This is a genomic window from Maribacter sp. X9, assembly GCF_048537565.1.
In the GTDB taxonomy this organism is placed as follows: domain Bacteria; phylum Bacteroidota; class Bacteroidia; order Flavobacteriales; family Flavobacteriaceae; genus Maribacter.
On sequence record NZ_CP183215.1, the window covers coordinates 120,987 to 138,336 of the forward strand.

Annotated in this window: 13 protein-coding genes and 1 tRNA gene; 7 read left to right on the forward strand and 7 right to left on the reverse strand. The window is 41.4% G+C overall.

Annotation, left to right across the window (positions count from 1 at the left end):
* Positions 1-24: 24 nt before the first annotated feature.
* From fahA to hisC, 4 genes are all read right to left on the reverse strand, one after another.
* Positions 25-1,260 carry a fumarylacetoacetase gene (gene fahA, locus ACNR9Q_RS00505; RefSeq protein WP_419212623.1) on the reverse strand — a complete coding sequence of 412 codons (1,236 nt, stop codon included), beginning with the start codon at positions 1,258-1,260 and terminating at the stop codon, positions 25-27.
* A gap of 75 nt (positions 1,261-1,335) precedes the next feature.
* Positions 1,336-2,499, reverse strand: coding sequence for a homogentisate 1,2-dioxygenase (locus ACNR9Q_RS00510; protein ID WP_419212624.1), 1,164 nt, complete (start codon positions 2,497-2,499; stop codon positions 1,336-1,338).
* A gap of 77 nt (positions 2,500-2,576) precedes the next feature.
* Positions 2,577-3,707 (reverse strand): 4-hydroxyphenylpyruvate dioxygenase, encoded by a 1,131-nt coding sequence (gene hppD / locus ACNR9Q_RS00515; RefSeq protein WP_419212625.1) that lies wholly within the window; start codon positions 3,705-3,707, stop codon positions 2,577-2,579.
* Positions 3,708-3,765: 58 nt separating this feature from the next.
* Positions 3,766-4,872, reverse strand: a complete 1,107-nt coding sequence (gene hisC / locus ACNR9Q_RS00520) for a histidinol-phosphate transaminase (protein WP_419212626.1) — start codon at positions 4,870-4,872, stop codon at positions 3,766-3,768.
* 119 nt (positions 4,873-4,991) lie between these two features.
* On the opposite strand from hisC, the gene ACNR9Q_RS00525 reads away from it, so the two are divergent.
* A complete protein-coding gene (locus tag ACNR9Q_RS00525) occupies positions 4,992-5,438 on the forward strand; it encodes a MarR family winged helix-turn-helix transcriptional regulator (RefSeq protein ID WP_419212627.1) in 447 nt (148 codons plus the stop codon).
* 105 nt (positions 5,439-5,543) lie between these two features.
* Positions 5,544-5,617, forward strand: a tRNA-Arg gene (locus ACNR9Q_RS00530).
* A gap of 90 nt (positions 5,618-5,707) precedes the next feature.
* Here ACNR9Q_RS00530 and ACNR9Q_RS00535 read toward each other — a convergent pair.
* On the reverse strand, positions 5,708-6,151 hold the full coding sequence (locus ACNR9Q_RS00535) for a hypothetical protein (protein WP_419212628.1): 444 nt from the start codon (positions 6,149-6,151) through the stop codon (positions 5,708-5,710).
* The gene (locus ACNR9Q_RS00540) at positions 6,144-6,512 is read right to left on the reverse strand and encodes a helix-turn-helix domain-containing protein (RefSeq protein ID WP_419212629.1); all 369 of its coding nucleotides are present in this window, start codon (positions 6,510-6,512) and stop codon (positions 6,144-6,146) included. Before ACNR9Q_RS00540 ends, ACNR9Q_RS00535 begins: the two co-directional genes overlap by 8 nt.
* A gap of 1,151 nt (positions 6,513-7,663) precedes the next feature.
* Between ACNR9Q_RS00540 and ACNR9Q_RS00545 the strand changes: the two genes are divergently transcribed.
* From ACNR9Q_RS00545 to ACNR9Q_RS00555, 3 genes are all read left to right on the forward strand, one after another.
* On the forward strand, positions 7,664-8,656 hold the full coding sequence (locus ACNR9Q_RS00545; RefSeq protein ID WP_419212630.1) for a transporter: 993 nt from the start codon (positions 7,664-7,666) through the stop codon (positions 8,654-8,656).
* Complete coding sequence (locus ACNR9Q_RS00550; protein ID WP_419212631.1) at positions 8,646-10,187, forward strand: phosphatase PAP2 family protein; 1,542 nt, start codon at positions 8,646-8,648, stop codon at positions 10,185-10,187. The genes ACNR9Q_RS00545 and ACNR9Q_RS00550 overlap by 11 nt, the downstream gene beginning before the upstream one ends.
* 91 nt (positions 10,188-10,278) lie before the next feature.
* Complete coding sequence (locus tag ACNR9Q_RS00555) at positions 10,279-12,927, forward strand: carboxypeptidase-like regulatory domain-containing protein (RefSeq protein ID WP_419212632.1); 2,649 nt, start codon at positions 10,279-10,281, stop codon at positions 12,925-12,927.
* Positions 12,928-12,968: 41 nt separating this feature from the next.
* On the opposite strand, the gene ACNR9Q_RS00560 is transcribed toward ACNR9Q_RS00555, so the two are convergent.
* On the reverse strand, positions 12,969-13,223 hold the full coding sequence (locus ACNR9Q_RS00560; protein ID WP_419212633.1) for a hypothetical protein: 255 nt from the start codon (positions 13,221-13,223) through the stop codon (positions 12,969-12,971).
* Positions 13,224-14,200: 977 nt separating this feature from the next.
* On the opposite strand from ACNR9Q_RS00560, the gene ACNR9Q_RS00565 reads away from it, so the two are divergent.
* Together ACNR9Q_RS00565 and ACNR9Q_RS00570 are read left to right on the forward strand one after the other, a co-directional pair.
* On the forward strand, positions 14,201-15,838 hold the full coding sequence (locus tag ACNR9Q_RS00565) for a hypothetical protein (RefSeq protein WP_419212634.1): 1,638 nt from the start codon (positions 14,201-14,203) through the stop codon (positions 15,836-15,838).
* A gap of 21 nt (positions 15,839-15,859) precedes the next feature.
* The gene (locus tag ACNR9Q_RS00570; protein ID WP_419212635.1) at positions 15,860-17,347 is read left to right on the forward strand and encodes an APC family permease; all 1,488 of its coding nucleotides are present in this window, start codon (positions 15,860-15,862) and stop codon (positions 17,345-17,347) included.
* Positions 17,348-17,350 lie beyond the last annotated feature (3 nt).

Here is a 17,350-nt window from a genome sequence, read left to right on the forward strand (position 1 = left end):
AATATTTTTTGAAGTTTTCTTTAATTATGTACTAGGCAGGATGGTACCCTTAACTTCCCCGAAGCCAATGCGTATACCTTCCTTTTCGGCATGCCCACGCATGATGACCGTATCATGGTCCTCAAGAAACCTGCGCTCACTGCCATCATTCATTTGAACCGATTTCTTGCCACCCCAAGAAATCTCCAGCATAGAGCCATAGGAAGAGGCATCCTTACCCGATATCGTTCCCGAGGCCATGACATCGCCCACGTTCACATTGCAGCCGTTCACCGTATGATGTGCCAACTGCTGCAGCATGTTCCAATACATGAACTTGAAATTGGAGGTACTTACCACTTTCTCGGTAGTACCTTTGGGCTGAATCCCCACCTGTAATTGAATATCGAAATTGTACTCCCCCTCAAACTCCAAATAGGGCAACACCTTGGGGTCCTGTTCCGGGCCGGAAACCCTAAAAGGTTCCAAGGCTTCCATGGTGACCACCCAGGGCGACATGGACGAGGCAAAACTTTTTCCTAAAAACGGACCTAAAGGCACATATTCCCATTTTTGGATATCGCGGGCAGACCAGTCATTGAACAGTACCATTCCAAAAATATGTTCTGCCGCATTTTTGGTGGAAATACGTTCCCCCAATCGTTTACGTTTCCCGACGATGAATCCCATTTCCAATTCAAAATCCAATCGCCCGGAAGCTTGAAAAACAGGCTCGATTTGGTCCTTAGGCAGTATCTGTCCCATCGGTCTACGAACGTCAGTTCCGCTTACTACGATGGACGAAGCCCTACCATGATACCCCACGGGAAGGTGTTTCCAATTGGGCAACAGGGCATTGTTCGCATCCCGGAACATTTTGCCCACATTGGTGGCATGTTCGATGCTGGAATAGAAATCCGTATAATCGCCGATATGTACTGGGAGGTGCATTTTGGCATCCTGCTGTGGCACGAAAACTTTAGGGTGATTTTTTAAGGGTGAATTTTCCAAAATCAGCAATTGTTGCACATCCAACCGGACTTTATTGGTAATCTCCTTGCCTAGGCCGATAAAGTCGTTCAGGGTACTTTGCCTAAAATAAACGCCACTGACTTCCAACAGACCCAAATCCGCCAAAGCGGCCAAATCCACAATCTGCTCGCCAATGGCAATACCCGCTTTTGGCGCTCCTTCCTTCACGGAAAAAATGCCGAAGGGCAGATTATAGATGGAAAAATCGGAAGTATCGGGTACCGTTACCCATGTCTCTAGTTTTTTCACGAACTTTTCTTTGCTTTTAAATTATTCCCTGCCACTGTGCTCCGGGTGAAAGGTAAAACGCTTAAAAATCAACAGCTATTTCTTTTCCAGCCAGGATTGATAGTAATCCCCATCGTCCAATTTCAGGGCATTTTCAGTCACCATTAACGGTTTAAACGTATCGATCATCACCGCTAATTCCTCAGAACCTTTTTGACCGATACTTCGCTCGGTAGCCCCTGGGTGCGGACCGTGTGGAATACCTGCCGGATGCAGGGAAATATTACCCGGTTGCACCCCATTACGGCTCATAAAATCCCCATCCACATAGTACAACACCTCATCAGAATCGATGTTGGAATGATTATAGGGTGCAGGAATAGACTTTGGATGGTAATCGTACAAACGAGGCACGAAGGAACAGATCACAAAGGCATTGGTCTCGAAGGTCTGATGTACGGGTGGCGGTTGATGGATACGACCGGTAATGGGTTCAAAATTATGGATTGAAAATCCGTATGGAAAATTATAGCCGTCCCACCCTACGACATCAAACGGATGGCCAACATACACCATGTCATGGATTACCCCTTGCTTTTTCACTTTCATCAAATGTTCGTCGGTATCGGTAAAGGTTTCCAAATCCTGTGGAAGTTTATAATCGCGCTCACAGAATGGGGAATGTTCCAATAACTGTCCGAACCAGTTTCGATAACGCTTCGGCGTATAGATGGGTGAAAAAGACTCAGCATAAAATATCCGGTTATCCTCCGTATCAAAATCGATTTGATAGATAGTCCCTCGGGGAATGATCAGATAGTCCCCGTACTCGAACGGAATCTGTCCAAAAATCGTCCTTAAGGTACCGGTCCCCTTATGGATAAAGAGCACTTCATCCGCATCGGTATTCTTGTAAAAATAAGCCGTGAGCGATTTACGGGGTGCTGCCACCCCGATATGTACATCGCTATTGACCAATAAGGGTTCACGGGCCTCCAAAAAATCATCTTTGGGTGGCGCATTGAAACTGACCAATTTTAACGAACGTATGTTTTTATCCAAGGCGATTTTTGGAGAAACATCCGTACTCTTTAAGATCTCCTTGACCATCGTGGGCCTGTTGTGGTGATATAATAAAGAGGACATGCCATCAAAACCGATGGTGCCGAACAACTGTTCTGAATACAGTTCGCCGTTGGGTTTCCTAAACTGCGTGTGCCGCTTAGGGGGTATTTCTCCTTGTCTGTGATAAATGGGCATAAACGTTCGTTTTACGAGTTAAACAATGCTTCCTTTAAAATTACGCTATTCTTATTGGTTCCAAAAAATTGTTGGCCTTATAAAGTCCCTCTCAATTCCTGCTCACGCTCGATAGCTTCGAATAAGGCTTTGAAATTTCCCTTTCCAAAAGAGGTAGCCCCTTTTCGTTGGATGATTTCAAAGAACATGGTAGGTCTTGCCTGAACGGTCTTGGTGAAAATCTGAAGCAAATACCCTTCATCATCGCGATCCACCAAGATGCCAAGCTTACGTAGCGATGCGATATCCTCGTCGATTTCTCCCACTCTTTCGGTCAAGACATCATAATAGGTGGTGGGTACATTTAAAAACTCAACGCCCCTACTCTTTAAATCGGACACGGTCTTTACAATATCATCGGTGGCTACGGCGATGTGCTGTACGCCTTCCCCTTCGTAAAATTCCAAATACTCATCCACTTGGGATTTCTTAAGTCCGGCAGCAGGTTCGTTGATCGGGAATTTGATACGGCCGTTCCCGTTACTCATCACCTTACTCATTAAGGCGGTAAATTCCGTTGAAATATCCTTATCGTCAAAAGACATAATTTGGGTAAAGCCCATCACCTTTTCATAGAAATCCACCCAATAGTTCATCTGTCCTTCGTTGACGTTCCCCACCATATGATCTACGAATTTCAATCCGGTAGGTGCAGGCTGGTAATCAGATTCCCAAGCGCGGTACCCTGGCAGGAACGTACCCTCATACTCCTTGCGCTCCACAAAAATATGTACCACTTCTCCGTAAGTATGTATCCCAGAGCGTACCACTTTACCATGGTCGTCTTCCTCTACCTGAGGTTTCATATAACTTTTAGCCCCTCTTTTCATGGCCTCTTCATAGGCATAGGTAGCATCATCAACCCAAAGCGCGGTCACTTTGACCCCATCGCCATGTTTGTCGATATGCTTTCCTACCTTGGTACCACTTTTTAAAGGGGAAGTCAATACCAATCGGATCTTGTCCTGAACGACCACATAGGATTCCAAATCCCTACTCCCGGTCTCCAGACCTTTATAGGCCAAGGATTTAAATCCGAAGGCAGTTTTGTAATAATGTGCCGCCTGCTTGGAGTTACTCACATACAATTCCAAATAATCGGTACCATTGATCGGCATGAAGTCTTTGGTGCTTGCTTTTGTGTTCGATACTGCTGTTGAAGTTGACATAAATTTTAATTTTAAATTTTTAGTATTGTTGTTGACGCAACATGTGCATTAAAAAAAGTTAGGCTTTAAGGGTTTCCGATTTCAATAAAAGCTCCATGGCGGCGATCAAGGCTTTGTTGGCTTCGCGCGTTCCAAAGGAAATACGCACCTTGCCCGGAGCGCCAAAGTTTCCTACGGGTCGGACCATGATTCCCCTTTGCTCTAAAAAGCTGACGAATTCCGTATCCGGAACCGGTGGGTCTATCATCACAAAATTTCCTTGGGTGGGCCAATAGGTAATCTGCATGGCATCGAGCGCATCCAGCACGAATTTGCGTTCGGTCTTTACCAAATCGACCGTTTTCTGGACAAAATCGGTATCCTTCAATGCGGCTATGGCACCTTCCAAGGCCAAGGAAGAAAGCAGGAACGGTTTGCATATTTTACGGATGTAGCTACTGATGGCCACCGGGGCATAGCAATACCCTACTCGCAGGCCTGCCAGACCATAGGTTTTTGAAAAACTGTTGATGCCGATGACGTTCTTGTCTTCCACCACAAAGGGTAAGGCCGATGTATAATCCTCAGCTTCGGCAAAATGCCGATACACCTCATCCAATACCAAAACCACATGCTCCGGTAATTGGTCGATAAATTGCCGCAACTCCTTTTTAGGAATATAGTTCCCGGACGGATTATTGGGAGAGGCCAGAAAAATCAGTTTGGTCTTATCGGTAATGGCATCAAGGATTCCCGGAAGGTTATAGTTGAACTCTGGCGTCATGGGCACATTAATGGCCTTTGCCCCCATCCATCGGGTAAAAGCGGTATAGGGCAAGAAGCACGGCTGACTGACAATGATCTCATCGTGCTCACTTAAAAAAGCCCTGGAAATCATGTCGATGATTTCAGAGCCGCTATTGGCAGATATAAAATTATCGGCCGCCAAAACCCCTTCAAAGTCTTTCACCAAAGCCTGCCTTAAACGTATATCTGTATTATCTGGATATAAGCTCAAGTCGTTCAACGTATTCTCCAAGGCTTGCTTTACTTTAGGAGAATAGCCTAACGGATTTTCGTTAGAAGAAAGTTTATGCACCTCTACCCCATCTGGCATTACAATTTTCTTGCTACCCCCTTTATAGGTACTATCTTCTAAAATATATTGTTTAAAACCTAATTGCATAAACCTGTTTTTTGACCTTTTCGTAGGTAGTAAAATTACAACTTTTTTTTAATTTTGTTGCATTAACAACAATTTTAACGGTAAACTCCTTTACTTTTGAAAGAACAACCACATAGATTATGGACAGGACAGAAGGATTTGGGGTATATATAGACCGTACCCTAAAAAAGGTACAGAGCACTTTTTTACAGGTATTCGCCGAGAATAATATCGACCTCACCATTGAACAATGGGTCATTTTACAGCGGGTACACCTTGAAGGTAAGGATGCTTCCCAAGCCGATATTGCCAAATCGAATTTCAGGAATCGCGCTACGACCTCAAGGGTTATTAGTGGCCTGTGCAAAAAAGGACTTTTAAAAAAATCGAGGTTCCGTGATGATCAAAAGCGATTCAAATTGGTGATGACGGACGAAGGCAGGGAGCTCATGAAAACGGTTATGCCCTTTATAACGGATCTTCGGAAGGCCAGTACTCAAGGAATTACGGAGGAGGAATTTGAAACCTTCTACAAAGTTTTAGACCAACTCTGGGAAAACTTTGACCAATATGAAGGCCGGCCGTAGGCCCAATTCTTAGGAAGCCTTAAATAATCGCATTTTAATCACTTTTTGGTTTTACCAATGTAGAAATTTCACTAAGTTTGCACCCACATTTGAAAAAATGGTGTCGGTCGCATAGCTCAGCTGGATAGAGCATCTGCCTTCTAAGCAGACGGTCGGAGGTTCGAATCCTCCTGCGATCACTTAATAAAGACTTAATTAGCTATATTTTAGCTTTTTAAGTCTTTTTTGTTTTTTAAAATGTACGGTGGCTGTATGGTAAGCTCTTAATTTTAGTGATTACTTAATAGCATCTTGGGATCTATGACAGGTAAGACTACCCCCTGTAATATACTACCTCTCAATCTTTCAAAAACAATTCCTCTTGATGTCGAAAATGATAACCCTAGTAAAGTATTCGTTATGGAATCATCAGTAATTATAATATTTCCAGCATCATCTCTTTTGACTATTTCTTCAAATGGTGATAAATCAAAAGTAGTTTCAACTAAAATTTCAAAAAAAACTTCAAGCACATCTTTTAATCTAAACTCAATTTTAAGTTTTATAATAATAACTTTAAGTTCTTCATTTATATCCACAGTAGTTTTTGTATCAATTAGAAGATTTTTGATTATTTCGTCAAAACTTTTATTTGAAATATGCTTTTCATTATAACTGTAATCTAAAACGTTAATTTTAGATAACCTTAAATTATACTCTTTTGGTTTAGACATTGTCATAACATTTATTGAATATAGTATCTGTTTCAACTGTCATTGAATAATTGAACATATCAATGGTTTTAGTTTGATTGATACCATTAAGTCTTTCCAATTCATCTTCAATTTTTTCAAAACTAATTTTAGGTACCTTATTTATGGCCAAAGAAAGGTCAATTAATTTGCCAAGACTATGGTTGAAATTTCCATTTAAAACTTGTGAGATATAGCTTTGTGAGTAACCCAATTCTTCAGCTAATCCCTTTTGATTTAAATGATTTTCATCCATATAAATTTTTAATTCATTGAATATTTCATTCTGTATTTGATCTAACCAATATCCTGTATTACTGATTAATTCCTTGTTCGTGAGCATGGTGTGATGGTTTAATTAATTTTGACTGTACTTAAAATGAGCAAATAGGTGAGTATTTATGGAAGCTAACTTGATTGTTCAAAGTATGCTTTCTTCCATTTCCGCATTTTTTCGATGTCTTTCTTTTGAGTTTTTTTTAAGCCTCCTAAGGTTACTATTTTACCTTTTGCTTTGTCCAAAAATAAATATACTCTAAGATCTTTTGTTTTGATTTCATAGTCGATATATTTGTCTTTCTTGTTTCTCCTCAATGCTTTGAACTTACTTCCTGGTATCTTAGATTCTTCATTTTTTCCTATATATAAAAGAATACTTTGAATTTGTCCAATTTGGTTTTATATTGAGAATCATCTTTATATTTCTGTATAAATTCATCAATAGGTTTTTTTCCATTGACCAATAGCCGATATACATTGACTACAATGCTAACTTCTTTTATTGGTTCAATCACAAACATAACGATAATTAAGTTATTACTTAAGTAGTAAACAAATAATAAGCAAATATCGAGTTTAATGACTAATAAAACTAATTAAAGTTACCGATAATTAATATACAACTAAACTAATAAACTCATAAATTATTGTGAATTTAAAGAAGAGCTTAATACTTGACATTGATAAAAATTAAGATCTTTATTTTTTGTAATTATTCCTAATCTTCTCATTAAGCCAATTGCCTATGAACCACACAACAATAAAAACAGGAATGTACCACCAATGAAACTCGTCCATTATAAATTGTTTATATCAATACTTCCTGAATATTTGTCTAAAGAATTGTAGCCTTCTTTTAATTGTTTTCTCAAGTTCGTGTGTGCAATTGCTTTCTATTAATGATATTCATGAAAAACGTATTCTATATTCATATATAAATTCCGCACCATCTAAGTTACATTGAGCTAGTTCCTAAAGCCATACAACTGATACTAAGTTTTTCGTCTAACTTTTATTGTTTGGTTAAGGTATTTAACCTTTCATTAATCTTTTTGATTTTTCATTAATTCTTAGGTGCTCGAAATGTCTTTAATTTCGTTTTCAAGTTGAGTTAGTACTGATGATGGTTGAATACCATCAAAATAATAATGAAATGACCGGCCAACTTTGGTCGGTCATTTTCATTAAACAATCGACCAAAAACCAATTCCTAAAATGACCGGACCACTACTTTTATTCTTCCGTTACGGACGAGAAACTCAGAGGGATTTAAATATCCTGATTTTATTACTATTTACGATTGTCTTCGCACGTGGACAGACTCCTACCGATGCCCTAATGATGCCATCCAAGAATATATGTATTCTTTTAAGTTACGATTCTGGTCATTTTGACCGGTATTGGGAAGGTGATGAATTACGGAGAAACGAGACCATTGCAACTGTAAACCGAACTACAATATTACCGATGGCCGCTGTAGGAATTTTTGATAATCTCAATTTTTATATTGGATTACCATACGTTAAGACAAAATCGTCCGAACCCAATGGGGGCAGGTTTGAAGGCGCCAAAGGTTTTCAAGATCTACTGTTTGCCATAAAATATAAAGCCTATGAAAAATCGATGGGCTCCGGGCAATTGTCCCTTTTCACCACAGCAGGCTATTCAACGCCGGCCACCAATTATTTGTCAGATTATATGCCCTACAGCTTGGGCTTTGGAGCTCAGGAATTTTCACTTCGGGGCATTGCCCAATACCAACTGAACAATGGTTTCTATGTTCGGGGTATGGCAGCCCATTTATGGCGAGGCTATACCGAAGCCGAACGGGATTATTATTATAATGGCGGCAGTTATTACACCTCGATTATGGACGTGCCGAATGCATGGAACTTTGAGGCGGTTCTCGGTAAATGGATCATGAACAATTCATTAAAGTTCGAACTGAATTATACGGGTCTAAAATCGACCAGCGGTGACAATATTAGGACTTACAACGCGGCCCAACCTACGAACAAGGTACAATTTGATAGACTTGGGGTCGCTGTCCAATATTACGCTCCCAATCTTAAAGGTCTCGGTGTGGTAGCTTATTACAGCAATGTGGTAAACGGATTAAATACAGCGAAGATCAGTAATGTAGGATTAGGTTTGACCTATCAATTCAATTTTATCAAGAACACTAACAACAAAGAAGATGCGCAATAAACTAGTTATACCATTTATTTTTATTTGTGGCTTGGTTGCATTCGTTTCGTGCGAAAAGGATCTTCCCACCTTTCTCGAATATAAGGACTATGCCTACTCAAGTGCCGATGAAAATGGTGGTGCTTGGAAACCCATTTTAATCGATGAGGGTGCTGCTATAAACATAGAAGCACCGGAAGACATCTCATCACAAAGCTATCAGGCTGAAATTTCGGCATTAAAAGCGTCCATGAAAGAAATAAACTCCTCACAAAAAAAAGCCTTGACCTACTGGGGTAATAATGCCGTGGTGAGATGGAATGAAATAGCTCTGGAACTTATTGCTAAATATAACCTGATTCCAGGTCCAAATGATGACGGCACGTATACGCTTCCTAACCCAAGTAACCCTGAAGGACCGCCCGGTTTTCCTTTTGCACATCCGCCATATGCCTCAAGGGCATTGGCCTATCTTTCAGTAGCGCAGTTCGACGGATTGATTACCGCATGGCATTATAAATATTCGTATAATAGAGCTGCCCCATACCAACAAGATGGTTCTATCACCTATGCATATGAACCAAACGATATCCCTTCGTACCCATCTGACGGTGCTGTTTTGGCTAGAGTGTCCAGCAACATACTTTCAGCCATGTTTCCTTTGGAGAAGGACTATTTACAAAAAATGGAGGACGAACATTTAGCAAGTCTTTTACTTTCCGGAGGAAATGTTCCCAGTGATATTGCCGCAGGTTCTACCATAGGCGACGAAATCTCAGAAATAGCCTTGGCAAGGGCGGCGACCGATGGTATGAAAAATGCACAAACACCTAAAGCCGTTTCTGATTCTATAAAGGCTGCAGCCTTTGAACGATTCGGCTGGCAATGGGATAACCTCGAAATTCCCGTACGCCCCGTAGGCCTTACACCTTTATTCGGAAAAGTTAGAATGTGGAATGTTGCCAATGTCGAAGATGTACGTCCCATTCCACCGCCAGGCTTAGATTCGGAAGAATTCCAAAAAGACGTCGAAATTTTAAAAAATTACGCGGACAACATGAATGAAGAATACCGAGCCATCGCCAATTTTTGGCAGGATGGATTGGGGACCTATACTCCTCCCGGACATTGGAACCGTTTTGCGAATGAGTTTATGGTAGAATACAAAATGAACCCATTACGGTCAGCCAGAACAATGGCCTATATGAACATGGCCATCATGGACGCCGGAATCAGCTGTTGGGATGCAAAATACTATTACCACTATCCCAGACCCATACAGATGATAAAAGGTTTTAAGACCATAGCCGGTACGCCAAATTTTCCGAGCTATACGTCTGGCCATAGTGTTTTCTCTGCAGCGGCATCAGAAGTTCTGGCGTATATATTTCCGGAAAAAGCAAGTTTAGTTCGGGGTTGGGCCGAGGAAGCGGCTATTTCAAGGGTATATGGTGGAATTCACTGGACATTTGACGCAACCATAGGGACGGATCAAGGCAGGGAAGTCGCCAAGTTTACCATTGATCTCGCCAAATTGGACGGAGCCAATTAGATATACTCCGAATTCTTATAAAATTATTTAGAGAAGGATATTATTACTATTAGAAACCGTATTCAGTATTTTAAAAAATTAAGTGCCCACTATGGAATTAAGAAAAAGGACCCCATTATTATTTTTTGCATTACTTTTTATTCAACTACAAGTAGTTGCCCAAATTACGGTAACAGGTAACGTTATTGAAGAAGGAAATAACGAACCGCTTATGGGTGCACAAATTGTACTGGATAATGGAGGTGGTGCTGTAACGGATAGAAATGGCCGCTTTTCGATTAATTTAAAGTCTGGCACTTATTCTGGAACAGTCAACTTTTTGGGCTATGAAAAAAAAGAAATTACCATTAACACACAAAATCCAGACCTTGGCACAATTGCACTCCGATTGGGCAATACGACTTTAGATGAAGTCATTGTGAGTGCCTCCCCAAAAAGTTTTAAAGATGAATTCAAAGGAAGTAACTTTCGCATTACTCCAATTACACTTAAAAATAGTAATCCTCTGAGCACCGAAGAAGTGCTTAAAACCGTTCCAGGGGTAAATATCGTTGGGGATATGGGGTTATCAAACCGTCCTAACATCAGTATCAGGGGTTCATGGGGCAGACGTTCCAAAAAAGTGTTGCTCATGGAAGACGGCACACCTTCAGCTCCAGCACCTTATATTGCCCCAGGCGCCTACTACAATCCGGTAAGCGACCGCATTACCGCCATAGAAGTATATAAAGGAGCGGATATGCTGCGTTATGGCCCGAACAATATGTATGGCGCCATTAACTATATTACCGCTTTACCACCTCAGAAGCCTGAGTTGAGAGTGAAATTGATCGGAGGACAACGCAATTACAGAACAGGTTTGATTTCATATGGTGGCACCTGGAACAATCTTGGGGCATTGGTAGAAGGCGTGTATAAAAAATTTGATGGGTTTACCGATAATTCCTCCGTCGAAGTGTTGAACTTGAACGCTAAAGTTTTTGCCAAACTCTCCGATAACCAATCGCTTTATTTTAAAGTTAGCGGTCAATCGGAAGACAATCAAGCCTCTCTAAGCTCACAAACCCCCTTTACGTTTGATACGGACCCTACTCAAAACCCTTTAGATGCAGACCAGTTTACCATGAGAAGGTACGGGTTGGATATTATCCACAAATGGTTGCCCTCAAAAAAATTGAGCTTTACTTCAAAAGTATATGCAAGTGACTTTGAACGTGATTGGTGGCGACAGACTACCGCCAAAATAAAAGCCTCCGAAGTGAAAAATTATGTTGGCGATGCCATTTTTAACGACCGATACAGCTATTTGAACCGACGAACCTTTGGGGAAGAAGATTATGTAATCGTCGGTAGAGTTAACAACAATGGTAGGGAAAGCACTACGGACAGCCGTTGGACCTATACTGTATCAGGAGTGAAAGAAACCATGGACTACGAATGGAAAGCTTTTAAAAAAGCACAGCATTTAGAAGCTAGTTTTAATCTGCACCGAGAAACTTTCAAAGACCGTTTTCTGGTTGCCGACAGTAGCCGCTGGGCAAGAAGTGGTCGTGCCACCACGGATCTATGGTATCGACTTTGGTCTGCTAACGGATTTTTACGTAACGAATTCAATATTGGGAAATGGGGGATTACGCCGATTCTCCGCTTTGAACATGTAGATATGTACCGCCAAGATTTAAGAGCCTTGGCTCAAGATCCTAATATCAATAGTACTGAAGAAGGTCGGGAACCAAACGTGTATACCCAATTCCTACCCGGAATTACGTTGGATTATCAAACAAACTATGGGGAATTCTACGGAAGTATTTATGAAGGAATGACCGCCCCCTCTAAAGTTTTCGGATTTTTAGTAGAACAAAATGGTATCGTTACCAATCCACTTGCGGGGCAAAGCATCAATATAGACCCAGAATTGAGTTGGAACAGAGAAATTGGATGGCGCGGAAATGCATTCGATAATCGCCTAGATGGCCAACTTACGTACTTTAATAACACCAGCCGTAATTACTACGCCGGCGGACGAAATGAAGTCTTTCAGGAATTGGGAAAAATAAATGTACAGGGCTTTGAAGTGGCTTTGGGTGTTGAACTATTGAACAAAAACCAACATCAACTTAGACTTGTAGGCAATCTTAATCTCATGCGTTCAAAAGTATTGGCCGGCAAATTAGTGGATAAAGACCTTTTTTCACAGGTAATCCACAGTTCGGCCACCCAAAACGAATATATCAATACGGTCAATGCGAATAGAGCAGCCTATGAAGTATATGTTTCAGACGGTGTAGGCGGTGAAACTTTGTTAACGGACCAGACCATTGAACCATCCACTTTCCAAAATATCACCAAAAGTGTCATCCAATTTGGTAAGCAGGGACTAGTTGATGCAGAGGCTCCCTATACCCCAAGGAGCACTACAAATATTGGATTGAATTACGATTACAAAAAATTGTCGCTAGGAGTGAGCGGTAATTTTGTGAGTAGTCAATTTACTGAATTTCATAATTTCAGCAACGAATCTGCAGATGGCGCTATAGGCAAACTGCCAAGCTACCATACGTTTGATGCTTTTGTGAACTATGACTTTAGTATTGGTGATAATGTTCACATGAACGCTTTCATCAACGGTAAAAATATCACCAATAAAATTTATAGGGCTTCACGATTGAACCGTGCTACTTCGGGTATATTTGGGGGTGGTTTTCGTCAGTTTGTTTTTGGGGTTAACATTACTATTTAGTCAAAAGGGACTTTACCATTGAGTTACTCCATATTTCAAAATTAACTTTTAGCTTTTGGCTCCAACTTTGAAATTTCCAATGTTGCCGATTTGATTATCTGCTTCATGCTGTTCTTCTTTTGTCTACAGCTAGCGGTTTTTAGTTCAAATTTGATTCTTTTGATCAATCGCTGACAGTACTCCCTTCGAGTAGTAATAGGTAATTGGCATATAGCTTTGGAATAGATTTCGTCCAATTCAACCAAAGGGCTGCAACTGGGCGCTTTACTCCTGAAAAAACGTAGTTTTTTGATCATGAACCATACCTATTTATTGTTTCATCTAAATGCCTCAACAAGCTTGCCAATATTGAAAAAAATTATTTAAGATCAAAAGCGAGTGCTGGTGACATAGCTCTTTAAATGTATTTGATCAGGAAGGGCGCGAGATGGTTACAAAGTAATGGGGAAAGGAAATTATTCCAAATCAGAAGTGGTGTACCCCATAATTTCAATTTACAGTCAATCAATAATCCACCTCAATCTGACAAAGTTATTCCGAGAGAAAAATTATTTTATGGACTGTATTTCAACCTATTAAACCAAACTTCCTATATATTTTCAATCAGGCAACCTACCTTGATTTCATCAATTGTCTTATCAAGCTTATATATTATTGATTTTAACAAATACAACTCTGTGTTTAACTCTGATTTACTTTATTTACAATCTTGGCCTTTGTTAGACAAAACTGATTTTTTGAATATTTTATTTTTCTCATTCCATTCTTCAACAGAATGAGAATAGAGCAGTCTTAAAATTCTATATTTTTTATGATAAAGCCACAAAGCTATTAGATATAATACTACATTCTTTTTTGAATGCTTGCGACGTTTAAAATTGACCTAGTCCTTACCCTATTATTTCAGTTTCAACTTAACGATAATATAAAAATATGCCTAGTTTTAACCTGGATTAAAATAGAGTCAAATTACACCATAATCAATTAAACCATTTAATTCCAACATTTTATAATCAATATAAGATGATTTATCTTAATAAAAGTCACCTTCTAAGCAGGCGTTCGGAAGTTCGAATCTTCCTGAGATCACTTTGTTAAAAGACCTAATTTTATATGTTTTTTTCCATTATATATACTCTTTACCATTACAGCTATTTGTTGGTATTAAGAGTCCAAAAAATACTATTTCTTATTTTATTCGAACAAACCAAAGAAAATCATGGCACATTGGCCCATGATGATTAATTTGCATACCAATACCAACCGAACATAAATGAAAAACAACATTTCTTTTTATCTGTTATTTATCCTTTTTATCGCTTCCCCTATACCATCGATATCGCAAAGCGAAAACTCGTCTTACGAAAATTTAGTTGCCCTTTTTAAGGAATGGAGAGCTTTTGAGCATCCGCCATTACTGAACGGAGCTCCCGATTACACCAAGGAGACCTTCCAAAAACGAGAACCCGCATTTAAAGCTTTACAAGAAAAATTACATACTATCGATACCACGGCATGGCCTATTCCCCAACAGGTAGATTGGCGAATCGTGAATGCGGAAATGAACGGTTACGATTTCAACCAACGCATCCTGAAACCTTGGGAACGGGACCCGGCGTTTTACACCACCATTTGGACGGACCGAAGTGACGTACCCGCACATGAAGGGCCCACCCACCATGCTGTTTTAGACGTGTGGACCTATAATTTTCCGTTGGATTCCGATAGCCGAAAAAAAATGCTCTCAGCATTGGCGGTAATTCCGTCCTTAAACGAACAGGCGAAAACCAACCTTACCGGAAACGCCAAAGACCTTTGGATTGCCGGTATTCGCGATGTTCAAACCCAAAGTAAAAACTTGGAAAACATGAAAAACCTTCCGGGGGTGGCCAAGGACAAAAAAGTAGTATCGTCCCTAGATAAAGCCATTTCCTCCACGAATGATTTGGTGAAATGGCTAGAAACGGAAGCCCCCTCCAAAACAGGCCCGTCCGGTATCGGGAAAGAAAATTATACCTGGTATCTTCAAAACGTACATTTGGTCCCATTGACCTGGGAAGATGAAGTCATGCTGTTAAAACGGGAATTGACCCGCGCTTGGGCCTCCCTAAAACTAGAGGAGCATCGAAATAGAAATCTTCCCGAAATGACCGACGCCAGTTCCCCGGAAGAATATGACACTCGGGCTAAAGCATCCGCAAAAAGTTTATTGCGCTTTCTTGATGAACAGGAAATGGTGACCGTAAAGGACTATTTTGAACCTGCCCTGAACGCCCATTTGGGCGCCTTTGTCCCCAAGGACAAACGAAACTTTTTCTGGATAACCGCACATTACGACCAACGCCCCTTGTATTCCCATTTTTACCATTGGTTTGAATTGGCCCGTATGGATACGGAACCAAACTCCCGTGAAATCCGAAAAGGTCCGTTATTGTACAACATCTTCGATTCCCGAAACGAAGGCACCGCCACTGCCGTGGAAGAAATGTTCATGGATGCCGGACTTTACGATGATTCGCCTCGGTCGCGGGAAATAGTCTACATCATGATCGCCCAACGTGCCGCACGGGGCCTAGGTTCGCTTTATGCCCACGCCAATATCATGACCATGGAGGAAGCCGGTAGTATTCATTCTAACTATACCCCAAGGGGCTGGATGAAGACCGAAAAGGAACTCCTGCTTTTTGAGCAACAACTGTATCTAAGACAACCGGGGTATGGAACCAGTTATATTACCGGAAAGTACCTGTTGGAAAATACCTTGGCAGAATATGCCCGCATGAAGGAGACGAAAAACGAAGCTTTTGAAATGCGTGAATTTTTCGACAAGTTAAATTCCGTCGGTAATATCCCTATTTCTTTAGGGCGATGGGAAATGACCGGGGTAGAATCCTATTTGGGCCAAGAATAGTGGAACGGCAACACCCCTGAAATGACCAACCCGAAACCTAAAAGACTAGCCCGACAAATGGGGCTGCTTGCCCTGACCGCCACTGGCGTCTGTTCCATGCTGGGCGCTTCCATCAACGTGGTGCCTTTTATGATTCAGCGCAACGTGCCCGGTATTGGTCCGTATGTACTTCCTGCCTTTGCCTTTGCGGCCATCCCGGCCCTATTTGCCGCCTTGGCCTATGGCATCTTGGCATCGGCGATGCCACGGGCAGGCGGTAGCTATATATATGCCAGCAGGGGTCTTAATCCGTATTTGGGATTTGTGGCCAGCTTTTCGCAATGGTTCGGACTATCGATAGTCATTGGGGTCATCGCTTATGTAACCGTTCCTTTTATCCGTGATGTCACCTTAAGTTTAGGTTGGGAAGAAATTTCGAAGGGCCTTGAAATCGGCTGGGTACGGGTCAGTCTTGCGCTCATGTTGATCTGGTTCTTTGTGGGCATCAATATCCGAGGGATAAAATCCTATGAACGCATATTGCTCCCCATGATGTTCCTGATGTTCGCCTTGGGCGGAATCGTCATTGCAGCGGGATTGCTCTATGATTCCACCGATTTTTTAACCGGATTACACGAAAAAACCGGACGCACATTTGACCCTACACCGAATATCGATTTTGACTGGCGGATATTCCTATCGGCGGCAGCCCTCCTGTTTTCAAGTTTTATTGGTTTTGATTCCATTGCCCAAGCGGGTGGCGAAGCTAAAAACCCGACCAAAACCTTACCTACGGCCATTCTTTTGGCCATTCTTGGGGTGGGCTGCTTTTACTTTTTATTTGCGGCCTCGGTATACCATATCGTACCTTGGAGTTATGTCGCGGAAGAGGCCATGGTGAAAGACATTTCCGCTCCCGGACTTTTAAGTTACGTACTACCTTCCCCCTTGGGAATCGCTATTTTGGCAGGAGCGGCCATCGCCCTGATCAATGATTTGCCCGCCATGCTATTGTCCGTTTCCCGATTAATGTTCGCCTGGGCGAAGGATGGTATCTTTCCAACATCCATTTCGCGCATCCATCCGAAAAACAACACCCCCCATATCGCGTTACTGGTAGCGGGCAGCATGGCCAGTATCGGTGTCCTGGGATCACACTTTGCCGGGGATTTCTTCTTGGGCATCGATATCATGGTCACCTCCATGATGGTCAATTTTCTGTTGATGTGCATTACTCTGGTAGCGATTACCAAAGTGAATCCAACAGTGGCGAAACGTATATCGGTCCTTAAAAACAGAACAGTACAATTAACCATAGGGTGGCTTGGCATCCTTACCCTAACCGCTTTTTTAGGCATCCATACTTACAAAGACATCACGGCCCAAACGAGCGCTTGGTATTTTCACTCCACCCCTATCTGGTTGATCGTCATGGGGGTGGCCAGTATGATTTTTGGCTACAATTGGAGACGATTGAAGAAAAACGAACAGCACATAAAAGAACGATTTTTAGAACTTCCAGAAGAATAATAT